Below are 19,408 nucleotides of genomic sequence, written 5' to 3'. Positions count from 1 at the left end.
TTTACTTATCTAAGCCCAACTGCTCTATTTTTTCTTCGTGCGATTTTAAATGTACTTTGAGATATTTCATTAAACTATTTTCGGTTTTGAAAATTCGAGGGTGTTTTTGTTTATGGAGTCGTAAATCAATTTCTTTGATTTTTTGCCTACCCGTCCATCCGTGACCATAGCGAATAATGATTCGATTATTTAAATCATCTTTTCCAAATCGAAAAATATAAACACTATCTGGAGTCATAAGTGGTCTAATATACCCCTTTTTATAATGATAACCGTTATCACGCAAAAATTGTTTAGTAATTGCTAACATGTTATCTTCCTCCATTCTTTATAATTTCGTAATCAAATTTCACTCTATACTAAATACTACTGGAGAGGTGGACAAATGGCAAGCCTTAACACAAAAAAACAGACGTGTAAACACATCTGTTTTTAAAAATCAGTTTATTTAACAATTTCACAGAATTCGATTTTTTCGTGATTAGGTCCATAAATATTAAAAAAGCGAATTCCTTTTTCCCAAAATGGACGAGTTTGAATTTCAGTATCAATCAAATTTAAGCCCATTGCTTTTGCTTCCTTAAGAGCAGCATCAGCATCAGTAGTGTTTAATGAAATATGATTAATTGCACCATCAACATCCGCAATCTTTTCACCTTCCCAGGTTTCAATCACAAGATTTCCATACTTCATAAATGCACAACGAGCATCGTTATACATGAATTCACCAGCCAACTCAAATCCTAACTTTTCATAAAATGCTTTTGTTTCATCTAAGTTTCCTGCAGGAATTCCAACGTGTTGAAGTCCAGTAAAATAGTTATCTAAAGCCATAATTATCTCTCCTCATAAATTGTTTTTTTTAGTATGTGAAAATTGTAACAACTACATTATAGAACACTTTTTATAATTAATAAAGCGTTTTCATTAGCTTATATTTAACTATAAGGCTTTAAAACTTACCATTTTACACTTAGACAGTTATAATTAAACTATTCTAGTTAAGGAGGAATTATAATGCTTGTAAATGTTCCATTTGAAATTAATGCTGATGGCATCCACGATTTAAAAGCCATTCAAGTCACTTTACCTTCTGGTGAAATTGCTGAATTAGATGCTGTTACTCTTGATGACATAAATCGTGATCACGAATACTTACTTATTCTTAAAAAGGATCCAAAACACGAAATTGGTACTCCAGGTGATCAAATTGCCTTCGATGATTTTGGTGAAAAAAATTCATTTCCCAAAAATCAAGAAATTGTCTTTATGGCAGTTCCACGTGCATAAACAAATAAAAATCTGATAATTACAGGATTAATCCTGTAATTATCAGATTTTTTATTAAGTAATTAAAACAAATTAATTAATTTACGATACCAACTTACAATCATCCAAGTTTTTTCAACATTTTCTTTTGCAACATATTTAGTTTTAGGCTGTTTTTCAAGAAAATCATTAAAATCTGAAACTTTAAATTTAAATGTTCCGGTCCCAACAAATTCATCTTGTTTTAATGGAGCCTTTAACCCATCTTTTTGCTTAAATGAAGTCTCTAAATCAGATTTTTTAAACTCATTAGGTACAAATACTAGACTATTTTTCTGAGACTTAATTGCAACTTTTCCACCATCAGTGTCTGCATTAGCAATTTGAATACTTTTAGGTTTTGAATTAAGGGTCTTAGTAGAAGCATTAGCTTGATTCATCATACTTTCAGTGCTTAAAAATGGTGAGGCATGGCGGCTATTAAAAACAACCGTAATTACAGGCTGATTTTTCAATTTACCGTAGCCAACAAAATTATAGCCATTTTTGTAAGCACCGGTTTTCAATCCTTTAAAATCATAATTGGAGTGTCCCAAGATCCTAATTGTAGTGTTAATTGGTTGTGTTCCACCATTGACACTTGGAAAAGTTGTTTGCGTCATTTGAGTGATATCTAAAACATTAGGATATTTTGCTAAAAGCTTGTCAGCAACAATTGCTACTTCACGTGCCGATAATTGATTTTGCGCATTTTTGCTAATCGATTTATCTCTAATTTCCCCCATATCACCATTACTTAACCCACTAGCAGAATAAACATGAACGTTTTTAATTCCCCATGAATTTAACAATTTTTCCGCATCTTTATAATAGTTAGCTTGGGAGCCACTCACTTTTTCAGCTAAAGCCATTGCTGCTGAATTAGATGACGGTAATAACGCTGCTTTTTCTAAATCACCAACCGTATATTTATTTTGCTTGTTCATTGCAACATTGGCAACTTTGGAGTTTTGACTAAACTTGATAATTTTACTTGGTATATTAACGACATCTGTTCGCTTTAATTTACCCTCTTGAATTTGCTGTTCTACTAAATAAATAACCAAAAGTTTACTAATGGAAGCAATCGGATAACGCTGTCGGTCATTTTTACTGGCAATTACCTGTCCCGTATTTTGATTAACTATAATCGCTGATTTTGACTGCAAACTAGGTGTAAAAATTGCTGCTTTAGCAGAAAATCCAAAGTTAATCGTAAAAAAAGCACTGAAAATCGTTAACAAACCTACAATTTGTTTCTTCTTGAATTTCATGTTATGTAAAATCTCCTAATTAATTATGTTATATAACTATCATAGACTTTTTTGAGATTAATTTGTACCATTCTTAGTGATTAAAAAACTATAATTTAATTTAATTTTAACTAACCCGTAAATATGATATATTAAGTTAAAATATTTAGGAGTAATTTAATGAATAAAGTCAGAGTCGAAGCCTTTACAGATGCTATCATTGCCATCATCTTAACAATTATGATATTGGAATTTAAAACTCCTGATAGTCCTGAATTAAGTGCTATTTTGGAAGAATTACCATACTTATTCTCATATATTGTTAGTTTTATTTTTATTGGAGTAGCTTGGTATAACCATCATTACATGTTTTTTTTAGCAAAACGAATTACTAAGAAAATTTATTGGGCCAATAACTTATGGCTCTTTACCATGTCGTTAATTCCCGTTGCTGCTGCGTGGGTTGGTCGATACATTAGCTATTCAGGTCCAGAAATTTTTTATTTATTAGTCTTCATCGCTTGGAGTTTAGCCTACTTTTATCTTAGTTTTTCAATTGCCAAACAATTAAAACAAGATGGTGCAATTGAATCATATCAAAAAATAACAAGCATGTTCATTTATCGTTTTATTGGAAGTTACTGGTTCATATTATCAATAATTGTAACTCTGATTGGTATATACATCTATCCACCAATTGGGCTTGGCCTTGGCCTAATTGAATTAATTGTCAATGGAATAAAGACAAATGTAGACAGTGATAATTTACAAAAATAGTTATCTAAAAACACATTGGAAGTAAATCAATGTGTTTTTATTGTGCTCAATTGTATTATAATTGGGGTAATATAAATAGTAGGAGAAACGACCAATATGAAAATTAGTTTATTAAATCCAGCAACTAATCAAATTAAACGAGCCAAAATTGGGTTCTCATGGACCACTTTCTTCTTTGGCTTTTGGCCAGCACTATTTCGTGGTGATTGGCTGTGGTTTGTTATAATGTTGATTACTGAAATGCTACTGGGCTATAAAACCTATGCTTTTGGTTCACTGGTTGTTGGAATTGTATTTGCCTTTATTTACAACAAATTATATATTAATGGACTATTAAATAAGGGCTGGGTAGCAGCAAATGCTTATTCAAATAATGCTTTAATTAGTAATGGTTTCATTGCTCCCAACAATAACTTCAATGGTAATGACCAAGCTATGTCTCGGAGAAACTTACGGGCGAATTATCACCCTATTTCCACCATTATCGCAATTATTATAGTAGTTTGTGTAGTTTGTTTTGTTTATTTTTCATTTGGAAGTATGATTAAATCTAATTTCATTAATCTCATTAATCCTACTAAAGTTCAAAAGAGGGCTAATAATCCGAATAGTGGTCAAACAAATGAGGGTAACTCTACCCCATCACAAAATCAATCATCAAATGACGATTATCAACCGCAATCAACAACTAATAATCAATCTGACAGTTCAAATAATCCATTGAGTAACACAGTTAATAAAGTAAAAAATCAAGTTAATTCGGTTACTGACAAGACCGATGATACCCCTAAGCAAAATAATAATCCTAGTCCATCAACCACGAATAATATTGATAACAATGATTCGCCGACTAACACAGATAATACGCAATCTACCCCTACTAATAATTAAACAAGGAGCTCATTATGAAAAAATCAGCAATTCTATTTTCAACCGTCTTAATCAGTTTAAGCTTAGTTGCTTGTGGTTCAAAAAAGGAAAACACCCATAAGGATTCTAAACCCAAAACAGAAAAAGTAAAGAAAGCTTCTAAAGAGCATACTCCCAGTTCAAAAAAGTTACCTAAACACAAAGATGTAAATGATTTTGCAGCAAAAGAAGGTAAAACACCAGCTGTCTATCTTCATGAAAACGAAAATTTAAGTATAAAGAAATCTTTAAAGGCCTTGCCTAATAAAGATAAAACACCTCAAGAAAAACAAACCCAACAAATTCTTGATAATCCAAGTAAATACAAAAATCAGCCTGCCCCTGCTCCAGTAAAAACGGATGAATCAAACACTAACAATAATTCATCAAATACAACTACTTCATCTACTAATTCCACCTCTAATAATCAAGTAGATCCAGATAATAATGCTAACGTAGATGCTTTAAATATCTATAAACATCCTGAAATTTACTCTAACCGTGGATTTTAGTAATTATTTACTTAGTGTTACATTTTTAGTTTAATTGAGGTATCAAACAAAAAGGAGATTACTATGAAAAAGACATTTTTAACTATTACAGCTGTAAGTATTATTTCAGTAACTGGAATTTCTTCATTGAATCTTACTCAACCTGCAACCTATGCGCAAAGTAAAACATCATTTTCTAAAGAAGTTCAAGGAAAATGGACTAATCAAAGTGGCGACGAGTTTACCATCAAAAATTCAAATGCTAAACTAAAAATTGCAAATGGTAAACATAAAGGTGAATACAAGTTTAAAGTAACCAAACAAAACAAAAATGGTTACAAATTAAAGGCTCAAGGTAAAAAAATCGCTAAAACAACTAAATACACTTTAACCAATTGTAAAAATGGTGTAATCAAATTTAGTTATGGAAAACAAAAAATCAAGTTTACTAATCAGTCATTAATAGTTAGTGAACAATCATCTACAACAACCTCAAATACTAATACTGCACCAAGTACTACGACGTCTACGCCAGCTCCATCTTCAGCTGTACAACCACAGACAACTCCAACACAGATAACCACTGATACGAGTTCACAAAATAATCAAAATCAACCAACAACTAATAATGATTCTTACAACGTATATACCAATCCAGAAATGTATTCGACACGTGGATTTTAAAATTAAATAATAAAAGCAACCGAATTTAAAAATAATTTGGAGAAACAATCATGAAAACAAAAAAATATTACGGAAATACTAGCCTTTTAGTAAGTTCATTAATTCTGGGAGCCATTTCGATTATTGGAATTTCAGTTTGGTCCTTTACTTATGGAAATCCTAAATTTGATAAGAAGTAAATAAAAAATTACATGTCAGAGACATCTTTGAACTATTAACAAAGAAAATCAACCTGACATGTAATTTTTTTATTGTACAATTAATAAGTCTTAAGTTTTAGAATCTACCATAAGTAGTTATTTACCAGGCTTTTGTTCCTCATCATTTTGTAAAACTGCCATAAAGGCGGCCTGAGGTACTTCAACTTTACCGACTGACTTCATGCGCTTTTTCCCTCTTTTTTGTTTATCCAAAAGCTTAGCACGACGATCAGGGTCACCTGTATGAATTTTAGAAGTAACATCTTTTCGATAAGCTTTAATGTTAGTTCTCGCAATAATCTTAGCACCAATTGCAGCTTGAATTGGAATTTCAAAATTTTGCCGTGGGATAATTCCCTTTAGCTTACCAACAATATCGCGACTACGTTCATCAGCAAATTGTTTATGGGCAATAAAACTTAAAGCATCAACTTTATCACCATTCAATAAAATATCAACTTTAACTAAATCACTTTGACGATATCCATCAACATCGTAGTCAAGGGAAGCATATCCGTGTGTACTTGATTTCAACCGATCAAAGAAATTAAAGATAATTTCTGATAATGGCATCTCATAAATCACGTTTACTCGAGTATCATCAAGATATTCCATCGTAACAAATTCTCCTCGTCGTGATTGACAAAGCTTCATGACTGCACCAACATAATCATTTGGAACCATTAGTGAAGCTTTCACGTATGGTTCTTTAATGTCTTTAATTGCAGAGGCATCGGGCATTTCTGAAGGATTTTCCACTTCAATCACATTACCATCATTCATATCAACTTGATAAGTAACCGATGGAGCTGTCGTAATTAAATCAAGATTAAATTCACGTTCAAGACGTTCTTGTACAACATCCATATGCAACAAGCCTAAGAAACCACAACGAAAGCCAAACCCTAATGCCTGAGAAACTTCAGGTTCAAATTCCAAAGCGGCATCATTTAATTTCAACTTTTCTAAAGCTTCCCGCAAGTCTTCAAACTTAGCATTGTCAGTTGGATAAAGACCAGCATAAACCATTGGCATCATTTCTCGATAACCAGGCAAAGCTTCCGCAGTAGGATTATTGGCCTTTGTAACCGTATCACCAACTCGTGTTTCATTAATATCTTTAATACTAGCAGTAATGTAACCAACATCTCCAGCCATAAGATAGTCTCGTGGAATTGGATGTGGAGAGTTTACTCCAACTTCAGTAACTTCATACTCACTACCGCTATTCATTAGTCGAATTCGATCTCCTGCTTTAACAACTCCCTCATAAACCCGAACACTTAAAACGACACCTCGGTAATCATCATAAATTGAATCAAAGATCATAGCTTTCAAAGGTCCATCAATTTTACCCTGAGGTGCTGGAATAAACTTTACAATTTCTTCTAATAATTTGTCGACATTTAGCCCGCTTTTAGCACTAACTTCAACGGCATTACTAGTATCAATTCCAATCACATCTTCAATTTCTTTTTTTACTCGTTCTGGTTCAGCTGAAGGTAAATCAACTTTATTAATCACAGGTAAAATTTCCAAATCATTTTCTAGCGCTAAATACACATTAGCAAGCGTTTGGGCTTGTACCCCCTGAGTAGCATCAACAACTAATAATGCGCCTTCACAAGCTGCCAAGCTGCGTGATACTTCATAAGAAAAATCAACATGTCCCGGAGTATCAATTAAATGAAAAACATAGTCAATTCCATCTTTTGCATGATATGTTAATTCAACCGCATTTAGTTTAATTGTAATTCCACGTTCACGTTCCAAATCCATGTTATCTAACAATTGATCTTTCATTTCTCGTTTAGAAACTGTATCTGTCATTTCTAAAATTCGATCGGCTAAAGTAGATTTACCATGATCAATATGAGCAACAATCGCAAAGTTTCTAATTTTCTTTTGTTTCTCTTCCATTTTTTGATAATCCACGTTTTTTCCTACTTTCTAAATTCGTTCATTCTCAATTATAACAATGGATTTACGATTAAACAAATAAGGAAGAGACTAGATAGCCTCTCCCTTGTCTATTTATTTCAATTTTTCTTTCAATTTCTCAAAAAAACCCTTGTTTTCTTGTGATTTATCCCCACTAGCTTCAGCAAAAGCGCGCAATGCTAATTTTTGATCAGCGTTTAACTTTTTAGGTGTATCAATAATTACTTTAACTAATTCATCACCCTTACTTTCACTGTGTATGCGAGGAGCACCTTTACCACGTAATTTAAAGACAGTTCCAGTTTGCGTACCAGCAGGAATCTTTAATTTACCATTTCCGTAAACGGTCTTAACATCGATTTCATTTCCAAGAGCAGCATCGGTAAATGGAATGGTCTTATTGTAGTAAATGGTTGAACCATCCCGTTTAAATTCTTTGCTTGGTGAGACACTAAAGATAATGTAAAGATCACCGTAAGGTCCGCCATTTTCACCAGCATTCCCTTGACCTTGAAGACGCATCTGTTGACCTTCTTCAACTCCAGCGGGAACATTAACTTCAACTTGATGTTCTTCTTCAATTTTTCCGGTTCCACCACATTTAGGACATTTTTCTTTAATAAGTTTACCAGTCCCATGACACTTAGGACAAGCAGTTTGTGTTTGCATTTGTCCCATTGGTGTATTAACCGTTCTCATTACTACTCCTGAACCATGACAGTCTGGACAAGTTTCTGGAGTTGTCCCTGGCTTAGCTCCAGTTCCATGACAATCTGGACATTGAGCTTGACGGTGATAAGTAACAGTCTTTTTAGCCCCAAAAATTGCTTCATCAAAAGTTAAATTTAATCGATACTGTAAATCTTCACCTTGTCTTGGAGCAGTAGGATCTTGGCGTTGACGACGACCCCCACCAAAAAGATCACTAAAGATATCGGAGAAGTCACTATAATTTGCTCCACCTCCGAAACCTCCTCCTTGTCCGCCGCCAAATCCTTGTGGACCATCAGCAGACCCATACTGGTCATAATTGGCGCGTTTTTGTTTATCACTTAAAACTTCATAAGCCTCAGTAATTTCTTTAAACTTCTTTTCAGCTCCAGGTTCTTTATTAAGATCTGGATGGTATTTCTTTGATAGATGTCGATATGCGTGACTAATGTCTTTATCGGTGGCATCTTTAGAAATTCCTAAAACATCATAATAATTTTTATCAGCCATGATAACCTCCACTTTACTTTAATAGAAAAAAAGCCAAAGCCAACCGAAGTGGCTTTGGCTTTTTTAAAAATTTTATTACTTGTTAATTAGCTTATTTTTTATCGTCATCATTAACTTCGTGGAAGTCACCATCAACAGTGCTGTCATCTTTTTTAGATGCATCAGCGTCAGAAGCACCTGCTTCTCCACCTTGAGCCTGTTGTTGTTGATACAATTTAACTGCAACAGCTTGAACTTTTTCGTTTAAAGCATCTTTCTTGGCTTTCATATCATCAAGGTTACCATCAGCTTTAGCTTTCTTTAGTTCTTCTTCAGCATCTTTAACCCCTTTGATTTCGTCTTCAGAAACTTTTCCTTCAACGTCTTTCAAAGTCTTATCAGTTTGGAAAATTAATTGATCAACTTCATTGTTTAAGTCAACTTCTTCTTTTTTCTTCTTATCTGATTCTTCGTTAGCTTTGGCTTCATTCATCATCTTTTCAATTTCTTCATCAGAAAGACCATTTGAATCCTTGATAGTAATCTTTTGTTCCTTACCAGTTCCTTTATCTTTAGCAGATACATTTACAATTCCATTTTTATCAATATCAAAAGTAACTTCGATTTGTGGAATTCCACGAGGAGCAGCAGGAATATCGGTCAATTGAAAACGACCTAATGATTTATTATCTGCAGCCATTGGACGTTCACCTTGTAAGACATGAATGTCTACGGCAGTTTGATTATCTGCAGCAGTTGAGAAAGTTTGTGATTTTGAAGTTGGGATAGTGGTATTCTTTTCAATTAATTTAGTCATAACGCCACCCATAGTTTCAATACCTAGTGACAATGGTGTAACGTCAAGTAAAACAACATCTTTAACATCACCAGTAAGTACACCACCTTGAACTGCTGCACCTAAAGCAACTGCTTCGTCAGGATTAATTGAGTGGTTAGGTTCTTTGCCAGACCATTCTTTAACAGCTTCTTGAACAGCAGGAATTCTAGTTGATCCACCATTTAAGATAACTTCATCAATATCACTAGTACTTAATCCAGCATCCTTCAATGCATTTTCAAATGGAACTTTAGTTTTTTCAACTAAGTCATGCGTTAATTCGTTGAACTTAGCACGAGTAAGGGTCATTTGTAAGTGAAGTGGGCCATTATCATTTGAAGCAATAAATGGAAGACTGATTTCAGTTTGGTTAACACCAGAAAGTTCTTTCTTAGCCTTTTCAGCTGCATCTTTCAAACGTTGTAATGCCATCTTATCTTGTGATAAATCAACACCATTTTCCTTTTTGAATTCAGCAACCAAGTAGTCAATAATTCTTTGGTCAAAGTCATCTCCACCAAGATGAGTATCACCATTAGTTGAAAGCACTTGGAAAACACCGTCACCTAATTCAAGTACAGATACATCAAAAGTACCCCCACCTAAATCATAGACAAGAATTTTTTCATCTTTATCTTGTTTATCCAAACCATATGCCAAGGCAGCGGCAGTAGGTTCGTTAATAATCCGTTTAACATCTAATCCAGCAATCTTACCAGCGTCTTTAGTAGCTTGACGTTGTGCATCATTGAAGTAAGCAGGAACAGTAATAACTGCTTCACTAACTTTGTCACCAAGGTAATCTTCAGCATAACCTTTGATATATTGAAGAATCATTGCAGAAATTTGTTGTGGTGTGTACTTTTTACCATCAATATCTACAGTATAACCTTCTTCGCCCATATGACTCTTGATTGAACGAACTGTATTAGGATTAGTAATTTCTTGACGTTTTGCAACTTCTCCAACTTGAATTTCACCATTTTTAAATGCAACTACTGAAGGAGTAGTTCTTGAACCATCAGGGTTAGTGATGATTTTTGGTTTCCCACCTTCCATTACAGCAACTGCAGAGTTTGTAGTACCTAAATCAATACCAATAATTTTATTACTTGCCATTTTAAATACCTTCTTTATAATTTTTTGTTTTTTTTATTTGGTGTTTTCGCCTATTGAGCTACAACTACCATTGCTGGTCGGAGCACCCGATCAGCAAGTTTATAACCACTTTGTAAAACTTGAACAACCGTGTCTGCAGGATGGTCATCATCCGCTGGAATTGTTTGAACAGCCTGATGAAGTTCAGGGTCAAAAGTGACACCATCAGCATCAATTTCTTCGATATCATTATCATTTAATGCTTTTTCAAGATGTTTGTAAACCATTTCGATTCCACTTTTAAGCTGTTGACCACTTTCATTATCAACATCAACTTGTAAGGCACGCTTCAAATCATCCATTACTGGAACAACTTCCTTAGCTAATTCTTGAGCACCATATTTGGCTAAGGAAACTTGTTCTTTTTGATTACGTTTTTGCATGTTTTGAATTTCAGCCTGGGCACGCAAATAATCATTTTGTGAATCATCTAATTGTTGCTGTAATTCAGCAATTTTAGCTGTTAATGCATCAGCTTTAACATCAGATTCGCTACTTTCAGTAGCTTCATCTTTTTTAGCTACCTTTTGTTCATCTTCAACTTTTTTCTTTGACATGTTCACCCCTCCTTTATTGATCATAACTACGATAATAACCAGAAATTCGATTTTTTAATTCATGACGGAAAACATCAACGATTCCTAACATATTCGGATATGACATCCTAGTTGGTCCAATTAATGCAATTCTTCCAATTCCATGATTACCCAAATTATAAGTTCCAGTAATTATGCTATAATCCTTCAACCGATCATTATCAATTTCAGATCCAATTTTCACTGAAATTGGTTGTTCGTTTTTTTCCAACAAGGTCCCAACTTCTTCCATGCTATTAAACATAGAATAAAGAGGCTTAATTTTAGAAAAATCCTGTTTATGATTTTGTTCAAACATATTCATTTGACCACTTACAAAATAATGGTCATCATCAATTTTATTCAAAATTGAACGAATTGCCTGAACAACCTGAGCAGTGCCAGGTAAAAAATCATGTAAGTCAGTTAATAGTTTCGAATGAAACATTTGTTTAACTTCCCATACTGTTTTTCCAACCAACTTGCTATTTAACATGTTAGTTGCCTCAGTTAATTGTGCGTCAGTATAACGAATGTTAACTAAAAAGGATTGACTTTCGACTTGCTCATTTTTCATTACAACTATCGCCATAATCCGATTTAACCCAATATTAACCAACTGAAAATGTTTAATTATATTTTCAGTTGGTAATTCTGGACTAAACGTCAAAGCTGTATAATCAGTCAAGTGAGATAGAAGCTCAGCAGATTGACGCACAATGTCATCAACTTGCTGAAAGGAACCACCTAACATTTCACTAATATAATGCAAATGTTTTTCATCCAGCTTAACCGGTTTAGCAAGGTTATCAATATAGTAGCGATATCCCAGGTTGGAAGGTACTCTTCCAGAAGACGTATGCAATTTTTCGATGAACTTTTGATGGCTTAGCACCGCCATTTCATTTCGAATTGTTGCTGAACTAACGTGAATTGGCAATTGTTCTGCTAAAGCTTTTGAACCGATAGGCACACCAGTTTTAGAGTAATCATCAATTATATACTTTAGAATCATTGACTGTCGTCCTGTAAGCATCATTATCACTTCCTTTTTTAGCACTCATGACACTCAAGTGCTAAGGCACATTTATAGAGTACCAAGGAATCAGGTAAAGGTCAAGAATTAAGCTTGTTCTTTAGTAAAATATAATCTCGTTTGAAGTTCATCACGCTTTAACTGCTCAATTAAAGCTTGTTCTCCCGTATATTTAACTTCATCTCGCATTTTAAATCTCCAACGAACCTTAACTTCATTTCCGTAAATATTTTCATTGAAATCCAGAATATTAATTTCAATAGTAATCGGATTATGATTACCAAAAGTAACATTTCTTCCAATTGAAGCCATTGCTGGCAACCAATTTCCGTTAACTAAGATGCTAACAATATAAATTCCTTCAGAAGGAAGCTGCTGCAATTCGCTACCAACTACATTAGCGGTAGGAAAACCTAAAGTTCTTCCCCTAGCCAAACCATGCACTACCGTACCACTAGTCTCAAATTGATACCCTAATAATTCATTGACAGTTTTTAAATGTCCCTGTTCTAAATTACGTCGAATTCTCGTTGAACTAATTTTTTTATCATGTATTCGATCAGCTGGAACCGTCACAACTTCAAATCTTCCCTTGGCATAGATTGGCAAATCACCCATCGTAGCTTTTTTTGCTCCATAAGTGTGATCAAATCCAGCAACTACTGTATCCACTTTCATTTGCACTAAAAAATTATCTACAAATGCCTGTGGGCTCTGTGCCTGAAATGCATAGTTATAATTTATTTGATATACAATTTCAACACCCAAATTCTTAAACAAGTGTAATTTTCGTTCCTTGAGGGAAAGATAGCGAGCTTCATTACCCTCTAATTTTTTATAAACTAAAGCGGGATGATGATCATATGTGAGTACTGCTAAAGGAATTCTCTTAGTAGTGGCTATCTTTTTGGCCTGTTTAATTACAGCTTGATGACCTAAATGAACTCCATCAAAAAAGCCCATTGCCAAAATAACTGGTTGTTTAAATTCAATTTTTTTATTAATTGGATAAGACAAATTGATGATTTCCATAATTACCCCTAATCAAGATTAAACATTTTGAATGGTTTGTATTGCTGTTTTGCTTCATTACGAACGTATAATGCTCTATCAATTCCATGGTAGCAAAGTAAAATGTGTTCGTCGCTAGAATTAACTTCACCAAAATGAAGAAAGTTTCCATTTTTAACTCTTACCCATTGCTGTTCCGTTAAATCAATTTTAACGTAGTTTTCTAAAGCTTTTCCAATTGGATAAATTAGTGTATCTAAAGACTCCGTTTGAGCTGCTTGTTCTAATTGTTCAAAAGTCACCGTTTCATCCACAGTGAATCCACCACTTTTAACTCTGGTTAATTGAGACATCACCGCTGGAATACCAAATTGTTTTCCAAAATCAACGGCTAAAGTTCTCACATAAGTTCCTTTACCGCAGCCAACTTCAAAAAAGATCGTCTGCGTATGTGACTCTTTATCAATAATTGATTGTCCTAATTGTTTAAAATACTCAATGTTCGCAATTCGTTTAGGACGCTCCACCGTTTCTCCCTGACGAGCATATTCATACAATCTCCGTCCATTTACCTTAACAGCTGAAAACATTGGGGGAATTTGAGTAATTTCACCGACAAAGTTATTTAATCCAGCTTGAATCTGTTCACCAGTTAAGGGCTGAAACTCATGGTTTTCAGCTACAATTTCCCCATCTAAATCTTCTGTAGTTGTTGAAAATCCCAAAGTAATTGCACCTTGATAAACTTTTCCCGAAGCCATTAAAAAATCAACAACTTTAGTTGCATTACCTAAACAAATTGGCAAAACTCCGTCAACATTGGGATCTAAAGTTCCACTATGTCCAATTCTTTTTTGCTGGGTAATGTGTCGCATTTTACTGACACAATCAAAGCTAGTCATGCCTAATGGTTTATATAAAGGAATTATTCCGGTAATCATGTATTCACCTCATTAATATACATACGCAAAAATGACTGAGAACAATCAGTCCTCAGCCACTTTTATTATTGTTCGTGCTTTAATTTATTAATCAATTCATCAATTTTACTTCCATATTGAATTGATTGATCTTTTTCAAAATGAATTTCAGGAGTAACGTAAATACTTAGACGATGTCCAAGCTCACCACGAATTAAACCAGTAGCTTTGTCAAGACCCTTTTGAACTTGTTCTTGTGATTTTTCATCATCTTTCAAAGTACTATAAAAAATAGTAGCTTGTTGTAAATCACCAGTAGCTTTAACTCCAGTAATTGTTATCCCTTGGACTCGAGGATCACGAACTCGTTTAAGTAGAATGTCATCTACTTCTCGTTGAATTTCTTGTTGTAATCTTCCAACTCGATATTGAGCCATTACAATCGTCTCCTTCCTAATTTATTACTTTGGAGCAACTTCTTTCATTTGATAAGCTTCGATTACGTCGCCTTCTTTGATGTCGTTGTAGTTTTCAATAGTAATTCCACATTCATGACCTTGTTTAACTTCTTTAACATCATCTTTGAAACGTTTCAAACTACCAACTTCACCATCGTATTTAACCACATTATCTCGAATCAAACGAACTTTACTATCGCTCTTAATGTAACCATCATTTACCATTCCTCCAGCAATCGTACCAACTGCTGAGGCTTTATAGATTTGACGAACTTCAACACTACCAGTAACTTCTTCAACAAAAGTTGGATCAAGTTTACCTTTCATAGCAGCAGTTACATCATCAATGGCATTATAAATAACTTGATATAGACGAATATCAACCTTATCAGTTTCTGCTTGAATTTTTGCTTGCGGTGTAGGACGAACATTAAATCCAATGATAATGGCATTACTTGCTTTAGCAAGTGCAATATCACTTTCATTAACTGCTCCAACTGATGAGTGAATAACGTTAACATTAACGCCTTCCACATCAATTTTATTCAAACTACCAGCAAGTGCTTCAACGGATCCTTGAACATCCGCTTTAATAATAACGTTAACATGCTTCATATCTTCTTGTTTCATTGAATCAAACAAGTTATCAAGCGTAACACGGTTATTTTGCTTCCGTTCTTCAATTTGCGCTTCTTTAGCACGTTCTTCTCCAGCAGCCCGAGCAGTTTTTTCATCATTAAATACAACGAAACGATCTCCAGCTTCTGGAACATCATTTAAACCAGTAATTTCAACTGGTGTTGAAGGAGTAGCAGATTCAATTTCTTGTCCAAGTTCATTTGTCATGGTTCGAACTCGACCAAAAGTATCACCAACCACAATTGGGTCACCTTTATGAAGAGTACCTTGTTGTACTAACAAAGTTGCCACTGGTCCTTTTCCACGATCTAGACGAGCTTCAACTACTGATCCAGCTCCATTTTGCTTAGGATTAGCTTGAAGTTCCATTACATCAGCTTGAAGAAGAACCATGTTAAGCAAATCATCAACGTTGGTACCATTTTTAGCAGAAATATCAACAAAAATTGTATCACCACCATAATCTTCAGGTACCAATCCATAACCCATTAATTGTTCTTTAACGTGATTAGGATTTGCGCCAGCTTTATCAATTTTATTAACAGCTACAATAATTGGGGTACCAGCAGCCTTAGCATGATCAATTGCTTCAACAGTTTGTGGCATTACACCATCATCAGCTGCAACCACTAAAATAGTGATATCAGTAATATTAGCTCCACGTGCACGCATTTCAGTAAACGCTGCATGTCCAGGGGTATCCAAGAAGGTAATATCTTTTCCATCAAGATGAAGTTGGTAAGCACCAATTGCTTGAGTAATTCCTCCGGCTTCACCCGAAGTAATGTGAGAATGTCTCAAATAATCAAGTAAAGTAGTCTTACCATGATCAACATGTCCCATAATTGTTACAACTGGAGGACGTGGGGCTTCGTAATCTTTATTGTTTTCGGCTTCTTCAAAGAACTTATCAATATCTGAGACATCAACATGTTTCTTTTCCTGAGCTTTAATTCCGTAATCTTCAGCTAATACTTCAATTGCATCTTTATCAAGTGATTGGTTTTGGTTAACCATCATTCCTAGCATAAATAATTTCTTAATAATTTCAGCTGGTTCACGATGTAAAAGCTTACCTAGGTCTTGAGCATTCATTCCATCTTCATACATTAACACTTCTGGTAGTGGACGATTTTTACGAACAGAAGGCCCTTTTTTCTTATTTTGCCGAATTCGTTGGTTCTTTGAATACATTCCAGCAAATGGATTTCGTCCCTTACGGTTATTACGTCGTTTTTTCTTGTTATTTCGGTTATTTAAGCTACCACCAAACTTACCACTACCACTGGTATTAGTAGTTGATCGGGTTTGAGTTGAATTAGTACTTTTAGCGTGGTTAGTATTAGTAGTTTGTGACTTACTATTAGTTCTTTGCGAACTATTATTGCGTTGTGCATTGCTATTTACACTGTGGCTATTATGTGAGTGATTATTTTGATGGTTACTATTCGTACGATTACTAGTTGATTTAGTACCATTTGAATTCCGACTTTGTGAAGCAGCAGCTCGGTGGGAATTATTTGCATGAGTACTATTAGTACTTGCAGGTTTAACTGCTGATTTTTTAGCAGGTTCTTTATGGTTGCTTAGCATTCCTCTTACCGTCTTTTCTTCAGCGGCATCTAACCCGGACATATGATTTTTAACATCATATCCTTTAGCTTGAGCGGCTGTTAGGATTTTTTTACTTGGCACATTTAATTCTTTGGCCAATTCATAAATTCTCTTTTTAGGCATAGAATCACTCTCCTTATTATTCGTTTAATTCATTTAATTTCCTCGCAAAACCATTATCTGTGACTCCAACAATCGTTCGACTTTGACCAATCGCATCACTTAAATCACTTTTAGTAATTTCATGATTAAATGGCACTTTATAAAACTCAGTTTTATTTAAAAATTTTTTAGTAGTACTGACACCAGTATCAGAAGCAATCAAAAGAAATTTGACTTTTCCTTTTTTAATACCGTTTAAAACAATTTCTTCTCCTGAAACTATCTTACCAGCCCGACGTGCAATTCCCAAAAGATTTAGTATCTGATTATAATTTGTCATTGCGTTTTAATTCTTCCCGCGCTTGAATATGATCAACATAGTCAATCAAGTTATCATAAAAATCATTCGTTAACTCAACATCAAAAACTTGATCTAACAAATGTTGTTTTTTAGCACTTTTAACGGCTTCAACATCAATTCGAACATAAGCGCCACGTCCTGGCTTTTTTCCAGAATCATCTAATGAAACGTTCATTTCTTTATCACGTACAATTCGAACTAATTCACGCTTAGGAAACATTTCTCCCGAAATAACATCTTTTCGCATTGGTACTTTACGTGTTTTCATAACTAGATTCCTCTCAGATATTAATCTTCAGATTCAGTAGTTTCTTCTTCAGGTTGGTCTTCAATATTTGCTGAATTCATTTCTGATTCAGGTTTGATATCAATTTTATATCCCGTTAATCGAGCTGCTAAACGGGCATTTTGCCCACGTTTACCAATCGCAAGGGAAAGCTGATCATCAGGTACAATCACCGTACATGACTTTTCTTCACCATCTTTAAAAATAACATCCAAAACATCAGCCGGATTCAATGCATTAGCAATGTACTGAGCTGGATTTTCATCCCATTGCACAATATCCATATTTTCCCCGCCAAGTTCGTTAACAATATCTTGAACTCGTTGTCCTCGTGGCCCAACTGTAGTTCCCACTGGATCCACATTTGCATCATGAGAACGAACTGCAACTTTAGACCGATCACCAGCTTCACGAGCAATTGAAACAATTTCAACAATTCCATCATAAACTTCAGGAACTTCTTGTTCAAATAAACGTTTTAATAAGCCCGGTGCCGTCCGACTCACAAAAACTTGAGGTCCTTTAGCAGAATCATCAACTTTAGTAACATATACTTTAATTTTTTCTTGTGGTCGATAAATTTCATTTGGCATTTGATCATTTTGTTCCATAACAGCTTCTACACCGTTCATCATCAAGTAAACAAAACGATTATCTTGACGTTCAACCTCAGCATTAATTAAGTCATCTTGATACTTACTGTATTTGTTATAAACGGTCTCACGTTCGGCTTCTCTAACTTGTTGCATAATAACTTGCTTAGCTGTTTGTGCTGCAATTCGACCAAAGTCTTCTGGATTAACCTTAAATTTGATTTCATCACCTAGTTCATAACCACGATTAATGGCTAGGGCTTCATCTAAACTAACTTCAAGACGTGGATCAGCAACTTCATCAACTACTTTTTTTACAGCATAAACGTTCATATTACCCTTACGTTCATCAAAATCAATTTGAACATTTTGAGCTTGATCATAATTACGTTTGTAAGCTAATTCTAAAGCTGATTCAAGAGCTGCAATCACAACTTCTTTTTTAATGCCCTTTTCTTGTTCTAATGCATCTAGAGCACCTATTAATTCCTTACTCATATTATTTCTCCTAACTAAAATTCAATTGCTAATCTCGCTTTTGAGATTAATTTACGAGGAATCGTAACTTCTTTGCGACGAGTTTTATCTTTAACAATTAAAGTTAAATCATCATCATTTAATGTCTTTAAATTTCCTTCGTACATCTTCTTTCCATCTAATTTTTGATAGAGAGAAACATTGATATAATCATTAATCGCATTTTGATAGTCTTTTTCATTGTTTAATGGTCGTTCTGCACCAGGAGAGGAAACTTCTAAGAAATATTGATCTGCAAATGGATCAGGATCGATTTCATCTAATTTTTCACTTAATTGATCACTAACAAGGACACAATCATCAATTGAAATCCCCTTATCTTTATCGATAAAGACTCGTAGGTACCAACTTCCACCCTCTTGTACATATTCAACGCTATATAGATAAAAATTATTTTCATCTAGAATTGGTTGAACAGTGTCGGTAACTTTATCAATAATTTCGCTAACTTCGCTCAACTATTTACCTCCAAAATTTTTCAATAAAAAGGGCGAGCATTTCTGCTCACCCTTAAAAG

The 19,408-nt window shown here is 34.3% G+C and carries 22 protein-coding genes; 6 read left to right on the top strand and 16 right to left on the bottom strand.

Going from position 1 to position 19,408, the window contains the following annotated elements; genetic code table 11:
• Position 1 precedes the first annotated feature (1 nt).
• Together AC0GLY_RS03235 and AC0GLY_RS03230 are read right to left on the bottom strand one after the other, a co-directional pair.
• Positions 2-310, bottom strand: a complete 309-nt coding sequence (locus tag AC0GLY_RS03235) for a hypothetical protein (RefSeq protein WP_496612094.1) — start codon at positions 308-310, stop codon at positions 2-4.
• A 134-nt stretch (positions 311-444) separates the two neighbouring features.
• On the bottom strand, positions 445-834 hold the full coding sequence (locus AC0GLY_RS03230; protein ID WP_496612093.1) for a VOC family protein: 390 nt from the start codon (positions 832-834) through the stop codon (positions 445-447).
• A 183-nt stretch (positions 835-1,017) separates the two neighbouring features.
• Here AC0GLY_RS03230 and AC0GLY_RS03225 point away from each other — a divergent pair, with 183 nt between their 5' ends.
• Positions 1,018-1,290 carry a hypothetical protein gene (locus AC0GLY_RS03225; RefSeq protein ID WP_496612092.1) on the top strand — a complete coding sequence of 91 codons (273 nt, stop codon included), beginning with the start codon at positions 1,018-1,020 and terminating at the stop codon, positions 1,288-1,290.
• A gap of 62 nt (positions 1,291-1,352) precedes the next feature.
• Here the strand turns inward: AC0GLY_RS03225 and AC0GLY_RS03220 are convergent, their stop codons facing one another.
• On the bottom strand, positions 1,353-2,582 hold the full coding sequence (locus tag AC0GLY_RS03220) for a D-alanyl-D-alanine carboxypeptidase family protein (RefSeq protein WP_496612091.1): 1,230 nt from the start codon (positions 2,580-2,582) through the stop codon (positions 1,353-1,355).
• Positions 2,583-2,741: 159 nt separating this feature from the next.
• On the opposite strand from AC0GLY_RS03220, the gene AC0GLY_RS03215 reads away from it, so the two are divergent.
• The 5 genes from AC0GLY_RS03215 to AC0GLY_RS03195 all read left to right on the top strand — a co-directional run bounded on the left by AC0GLY_RS03215 (position 2,742) and on the right by AC0GLY_RS03195 (position 5,601).
• A complete protein-coding gene (locus AC0GLY_RS03215; RefSeq protein WP_496612090.1) occupies positions 2,742-3,338 on the top strand; it encodes a TMEM175 family protein in 597 nt (198 codons plus the stop codon).
• A 96-nt stretch (positions 3,339-3,434) separates the two neighbouring features.
• Positions 3,435-4,229, top strand: coding sequence for a hypothetical protein (locus AC0GLY_RS03210; protein ID WP_496612089.1), 795 nt, complete (start codon positions 3,435-3,437; stop codon positions 4,227-4,229).
• Positions 4,230-4,243: 14 nt separating this feature from the next.
• Positions 4,244-4,759, top strand: a complete 516-nt coding sequence (locus AC0GLY_RS03205) for a hypothetical protein (protein ID WP_496612088.1) — start codon at positions 4,244-4,246, stop codon at positions 4,757-4,759.
• A gap of 63 nt (positions 4,760-4,822) precedes the next feature.
• Positions 4,823-5,422, top strand: a complete 600-nt coding sequence (locus AC0GLY_RS03200; RefSeq protein ID WP_496612087.1) for a hypothetical protein — start codon at positions 4,823-4,825, stop codon at positions 5,420-5,422.
• A 50-nt stretch (positions 5,423-5,472) separates the two neighbouring features.
• Complete coding sequence (locus AC0GLY_RS03195) at positions 5,473-5,601, top strand: hypothetical protein (protein WP_496612086.1); 129 nt, start codon at positions 5,473-5,475, stop codon at positions 5,599-5,601.
• A gap of 117 nt (positions 5,602-5,718) precedes the next feature.
• Here the strand turns inward: AC0GLY_RS03195 and lepA are convergent, their stop codons facing one another.
• The 13 genes from lepA to rimP form a co-directional block, all read right to left on the bottom strand.
• Positions 5,719-7,542 (bottom strand): translation elongation factor 4, encoded by a 1,824-nt coding sequence (gene lepA, locus AC0GLY_RS03190; RefSeq protein ID WP_496612240.1) that lies wholly within the window; start codon positions 7,540-7,542, stop codon positions 5,719-5,721.
• Positions 7,543-7,656: 114 nt separating this feature from the next.
• Positions 7,657-8,784, bottom strand: a complete 1,128-nt coding sequence (dnaJ, locus tag AC0GLY_RS03185) for a molecular chaperone DnaJ (RefSeq protein WP_496612085.1) — start codon at positions 8,782-8,784, stop codon at positions 7,657-7,659.
• A gap of 91 nt (positions 8,785-8,875) precedes the next feature.
• Positions 8,876-10,720 carry a molecular chaperone DnaK gene (gene dnaK / locus AC0GLY_RS03180; protein ID WP_496612084.1) on the bottom strand — a complete coding sequence of 615 codons (1,845 nt, stop codon included), beginning with the start codon at positions 10,718-10,720 and terminating at the stop codon, positions 8,876-8,878.
• A gap of 50 nt (positions 10,721-10,770) precedes the next feature.
• A complete protein-coding gene (grpE, locus tag AC0GLY_RS03175) occupies positions 10,771-11,316 on the bottom strand; it encodes a nucleotide exchange factor GrpE (protein WP_496612083.1) in 546 nt (181 codons plus the stop codon).
• A gap of 13 nt (positions 11,317-11,329) precedes the next feature.
• Positions 11,330-12,349, bottom strand: a complete 1,020-nt coding sequence (gene hrcA, locus AC0GLY_RS03170) for a heat-inducible transcriptional repressor HrcA (RefSeq protein WP_496612082.1) — start codon at positions 12,347-12,349, stop codon at positions 11,330-11,332.
• Between the two features lie 108 nt (positions 12,350-12,457).
• A complete protein-coding gene (ribF, locus tag AC0GLY_RS03165; RefSeq protein ID WP_496612081.1) occupies positions 12,458-13,402 on the bottom strand; it encodes a riboflavin biosynthesis protein RibF in 945 nt (314 codons plus the stop codon).
• A gap of 8 nt (positions 13,403-13,410) precedes the next feature.
• Positions 13,411-14,322, bottom strand: a complete 912-nt coding sequence (truB, locus tag AC0GLY_RS03160; protein ID WP_496612080.1) for a tRNA pseudouridine(55) synthase TruB — start codon at positions 14,320-14,322, stop codon at positions 13,411-13,413.
• A gap of 65 nt (positions 14,323-14,387) precedes the next feature.
• The gene (rbfA, locus tag AC0GLY_RS03155; protein ID WP_496612079.1) at positions 14,388-14,738 is read right to left on the bottom strand and encodes a 30S ribosome-binding factor RbfA; all 351 of its coding nucleotides are present in this window, start codon (positions 14,736-14,738) and stop codon (positions 14,388-14,390) included.
• A 24-nt stretch (positions 14,739-14,762) separates the two neighbouring features.
• Positions 14,763-17,135 carry a translation initiation factor IF-2 gene (gene infB, locus AC0GLY_RS03150; RefSeq protein ID WP_496612078.1) on the bottom strand — a complete coding sequence of 791 codons (2,373 nt, stop codon included), beginning with the start codon at positions 17,133-17,135 and terminating at the stop codon, positions 14,763-14,765.
• A 16-nt stretch (positions 17,136-17,151) separates the two neighbouring features.
• Positions 17,152-17,454 (bottom strand): L7Ae/L30e/S12e/Gadd45 family ribosomal protein, encoded by a 303-nt coding sequence (locus tag AC0GLY_RS03145; RefSeq protein ID WP_496612077.1) that lies wholly within the window; start codon positions 17,452-17,454, stop codon positions 17,152-17,154.
• Complete coding sequence (rnpM, locus tag AC0GLY_RS03140) at positions 17,441-17,743, bottom strand: RNase P modulator RnpM (RefSeq protein WP_496612076.1); 303 nt, start codon at positions 17,741-17,743, stop codon at positions 17,441-17,443. Before rnpM ends, AC0GLY_RS03145 begins: the two co-directional genes overlap by 14 nt.
• A gap of 20 nt (positions 17,744-17,763) precedes the next feature.
• Positions 17,764-18,852: a transcription termination factor NusA gene (gene nusA, locus AC0GLY_RS03135; RefSeq protein ID WP_496612075.1), complete on the bottom strand. Its 1,089-nt coding sequence runs from the start codon at positions 18,850-18,852 to the stop codon at positions 17,764-17,766.
• 14 nt (positions 18,853-18,866) lie between these two features.
• The gene (gene rimP / locus AC0GLY_RS03130; RefSeq protein WP_496612074.1) at positions 18,867-19,349 is read right to left on the bottom strand and encodes a ribosome maturation factor RimP; all 483 of its coding nucleotides are present in this window, start codon (positions 19,347-19,349) and stop codon (positions 18,867-18,869) included.
• Positions 19,350-19,408 lie beyond the last annotated feature (59 nt).

It is taken from the genome of Fructilactobacillus sp. YLN 2507 (assembly GCF_059614085.1).
This window is presented reverse-complemented; position numbering and strand designations above follow the sequence as displayed.

Coding starts and splice junctions, on each gene's coding strand:
- AC0GLY_RS03235 (WP_496612094.1), bottom strand. CDS start 310: ATGTTAGCAATTACTAAACAATTTTTGCGTGATAACGGTTATCATTAT.
- AC0GLY_RS03230 (WP_496612093.1), bottom strand. CDS start 834: ATGGCTTTAGATAACTATTTTACTGGACTTCAACACGTTGGAATTCCT.
- AC0GLY_RS03225 (WP_496612092.1), top strand. CDS start 1,018: ATGCTTGTAAATGTTCCATTTGAAATTAATGCTGATGGCATCCACGAT.
- AC0GLY_RS03220 (WP_496612091.1), bottom strand. CDS start 2,582: ATGAAATTCAAGAAGAAACAAATTGTAGGTTTGTTAACGATTTTCAGT.
- AC0GLY_RS03215 (WP_496612090.1), top strand. CDS start 2,742: ATGAATAAAGTCAGAGTCGAAGCCTTTACAGATGCTATCATTGCCATC.
- AC0GLY_RS03210 (WP_496612089.1), top strand. CDS start 3,435: ATGAAAATTAGTTTATTAAATCCAGCAACTAATCAAATTAAACGAGCC.
- AC0GLY_RS03205 (WP_496612088.1), top strand. CDS start 4,244: ATGAAAAAATCAGCAATTCTATTTTCAACCGTCTTAATCAGTTTAAGC.
- AC0GLY_RS03200 (WP_496612087.1), top strand. CDS start 4,823: ATGAAAAAGACATTTTTAACTATTACAGCTGTAAGTATTATTTCAGTA.
- AC0GLY_RS03195 (WP_496612086.1), top strand. CDS start 5,473: ATGAAAACAAAAAAATATTACGGAAATACTAGCCTTTTAGTAAGTTCA.
- lepA (WP_496612240.1), bottom strand. CDS start 7,542: ATGGAAGAGAAACAAAAGAAAATTAGAAACTTTGCGATTGTTGCTCAT.
- dnaJ (WP_496612085.1), bottom strand. CDS start 8,784: ATGGCTGATAAAAATTATTATGATGTTTTAGGAATTTCTAAAGATGCC.
- dnaK (WP_496612084.1), bottom strand. CDS start 10,720: ATGGCAAGTAATAAAATTATTGGTATTGATTTAGGTACTACAAACTCT.
- grpE (WP_496612083.1), bottom strand. CDS start 11,316: ATGTCAAAGAAAAAAGTTGAAGATGAACAAAAGGTAGCTAAAAAAGAT.
- hrcA (WP_496612082.1), bottom strand. CDS start 12,349: ATGATTCTAAAGTATATAATTGATGATTACTCTAAAACTGGTGTGCCT.
- ribF (WP_496612081.1), bottom strand. CDS start 13,402: ATGGAAATCATCAATTTGTCTTATCCAATTAATAAAAAAATTGAATTT.
- truB (WP_496612080.1), bottom strand. CDS start 14,322: ATGATTACCGGAATAATTCCTTTATATAAACCATTAGGCATGACTAGC.
- rbfA (WP_496612079.1), bottom strand. CDS start 14,738: ATGGCTCAATATCGAGTTGGAAGATTACAACAAGAAATTCAACGAGAA.
- infB (WP_496612078.1), bottom strand. CDS start 17,135: ATGCCTAAAAAGAGAATTTATGAATTGGCCAAAGAATTAAATGTGCCA.
- AC0GLY_RS03145 (WP_496612077.1), bottom strand. CDS start 17,454: ATGACAAATTATAATCAGATACTAAATCTTTTGGGAATTGCACGTCGG.
- rnpM (WP_496612076.1), bottom strand. CDS start 17,743: ATGAAAACACGTAAAGTACCAATGCGAAAAGATGTTATTTCGGGAGAA.
- nusA (WP_496612075.1), bottom strand. CDS start 18,852: ATGAGTAAGGAATTAATAGGTGCTCTAGATGCATTAGAACAAGAAAAG.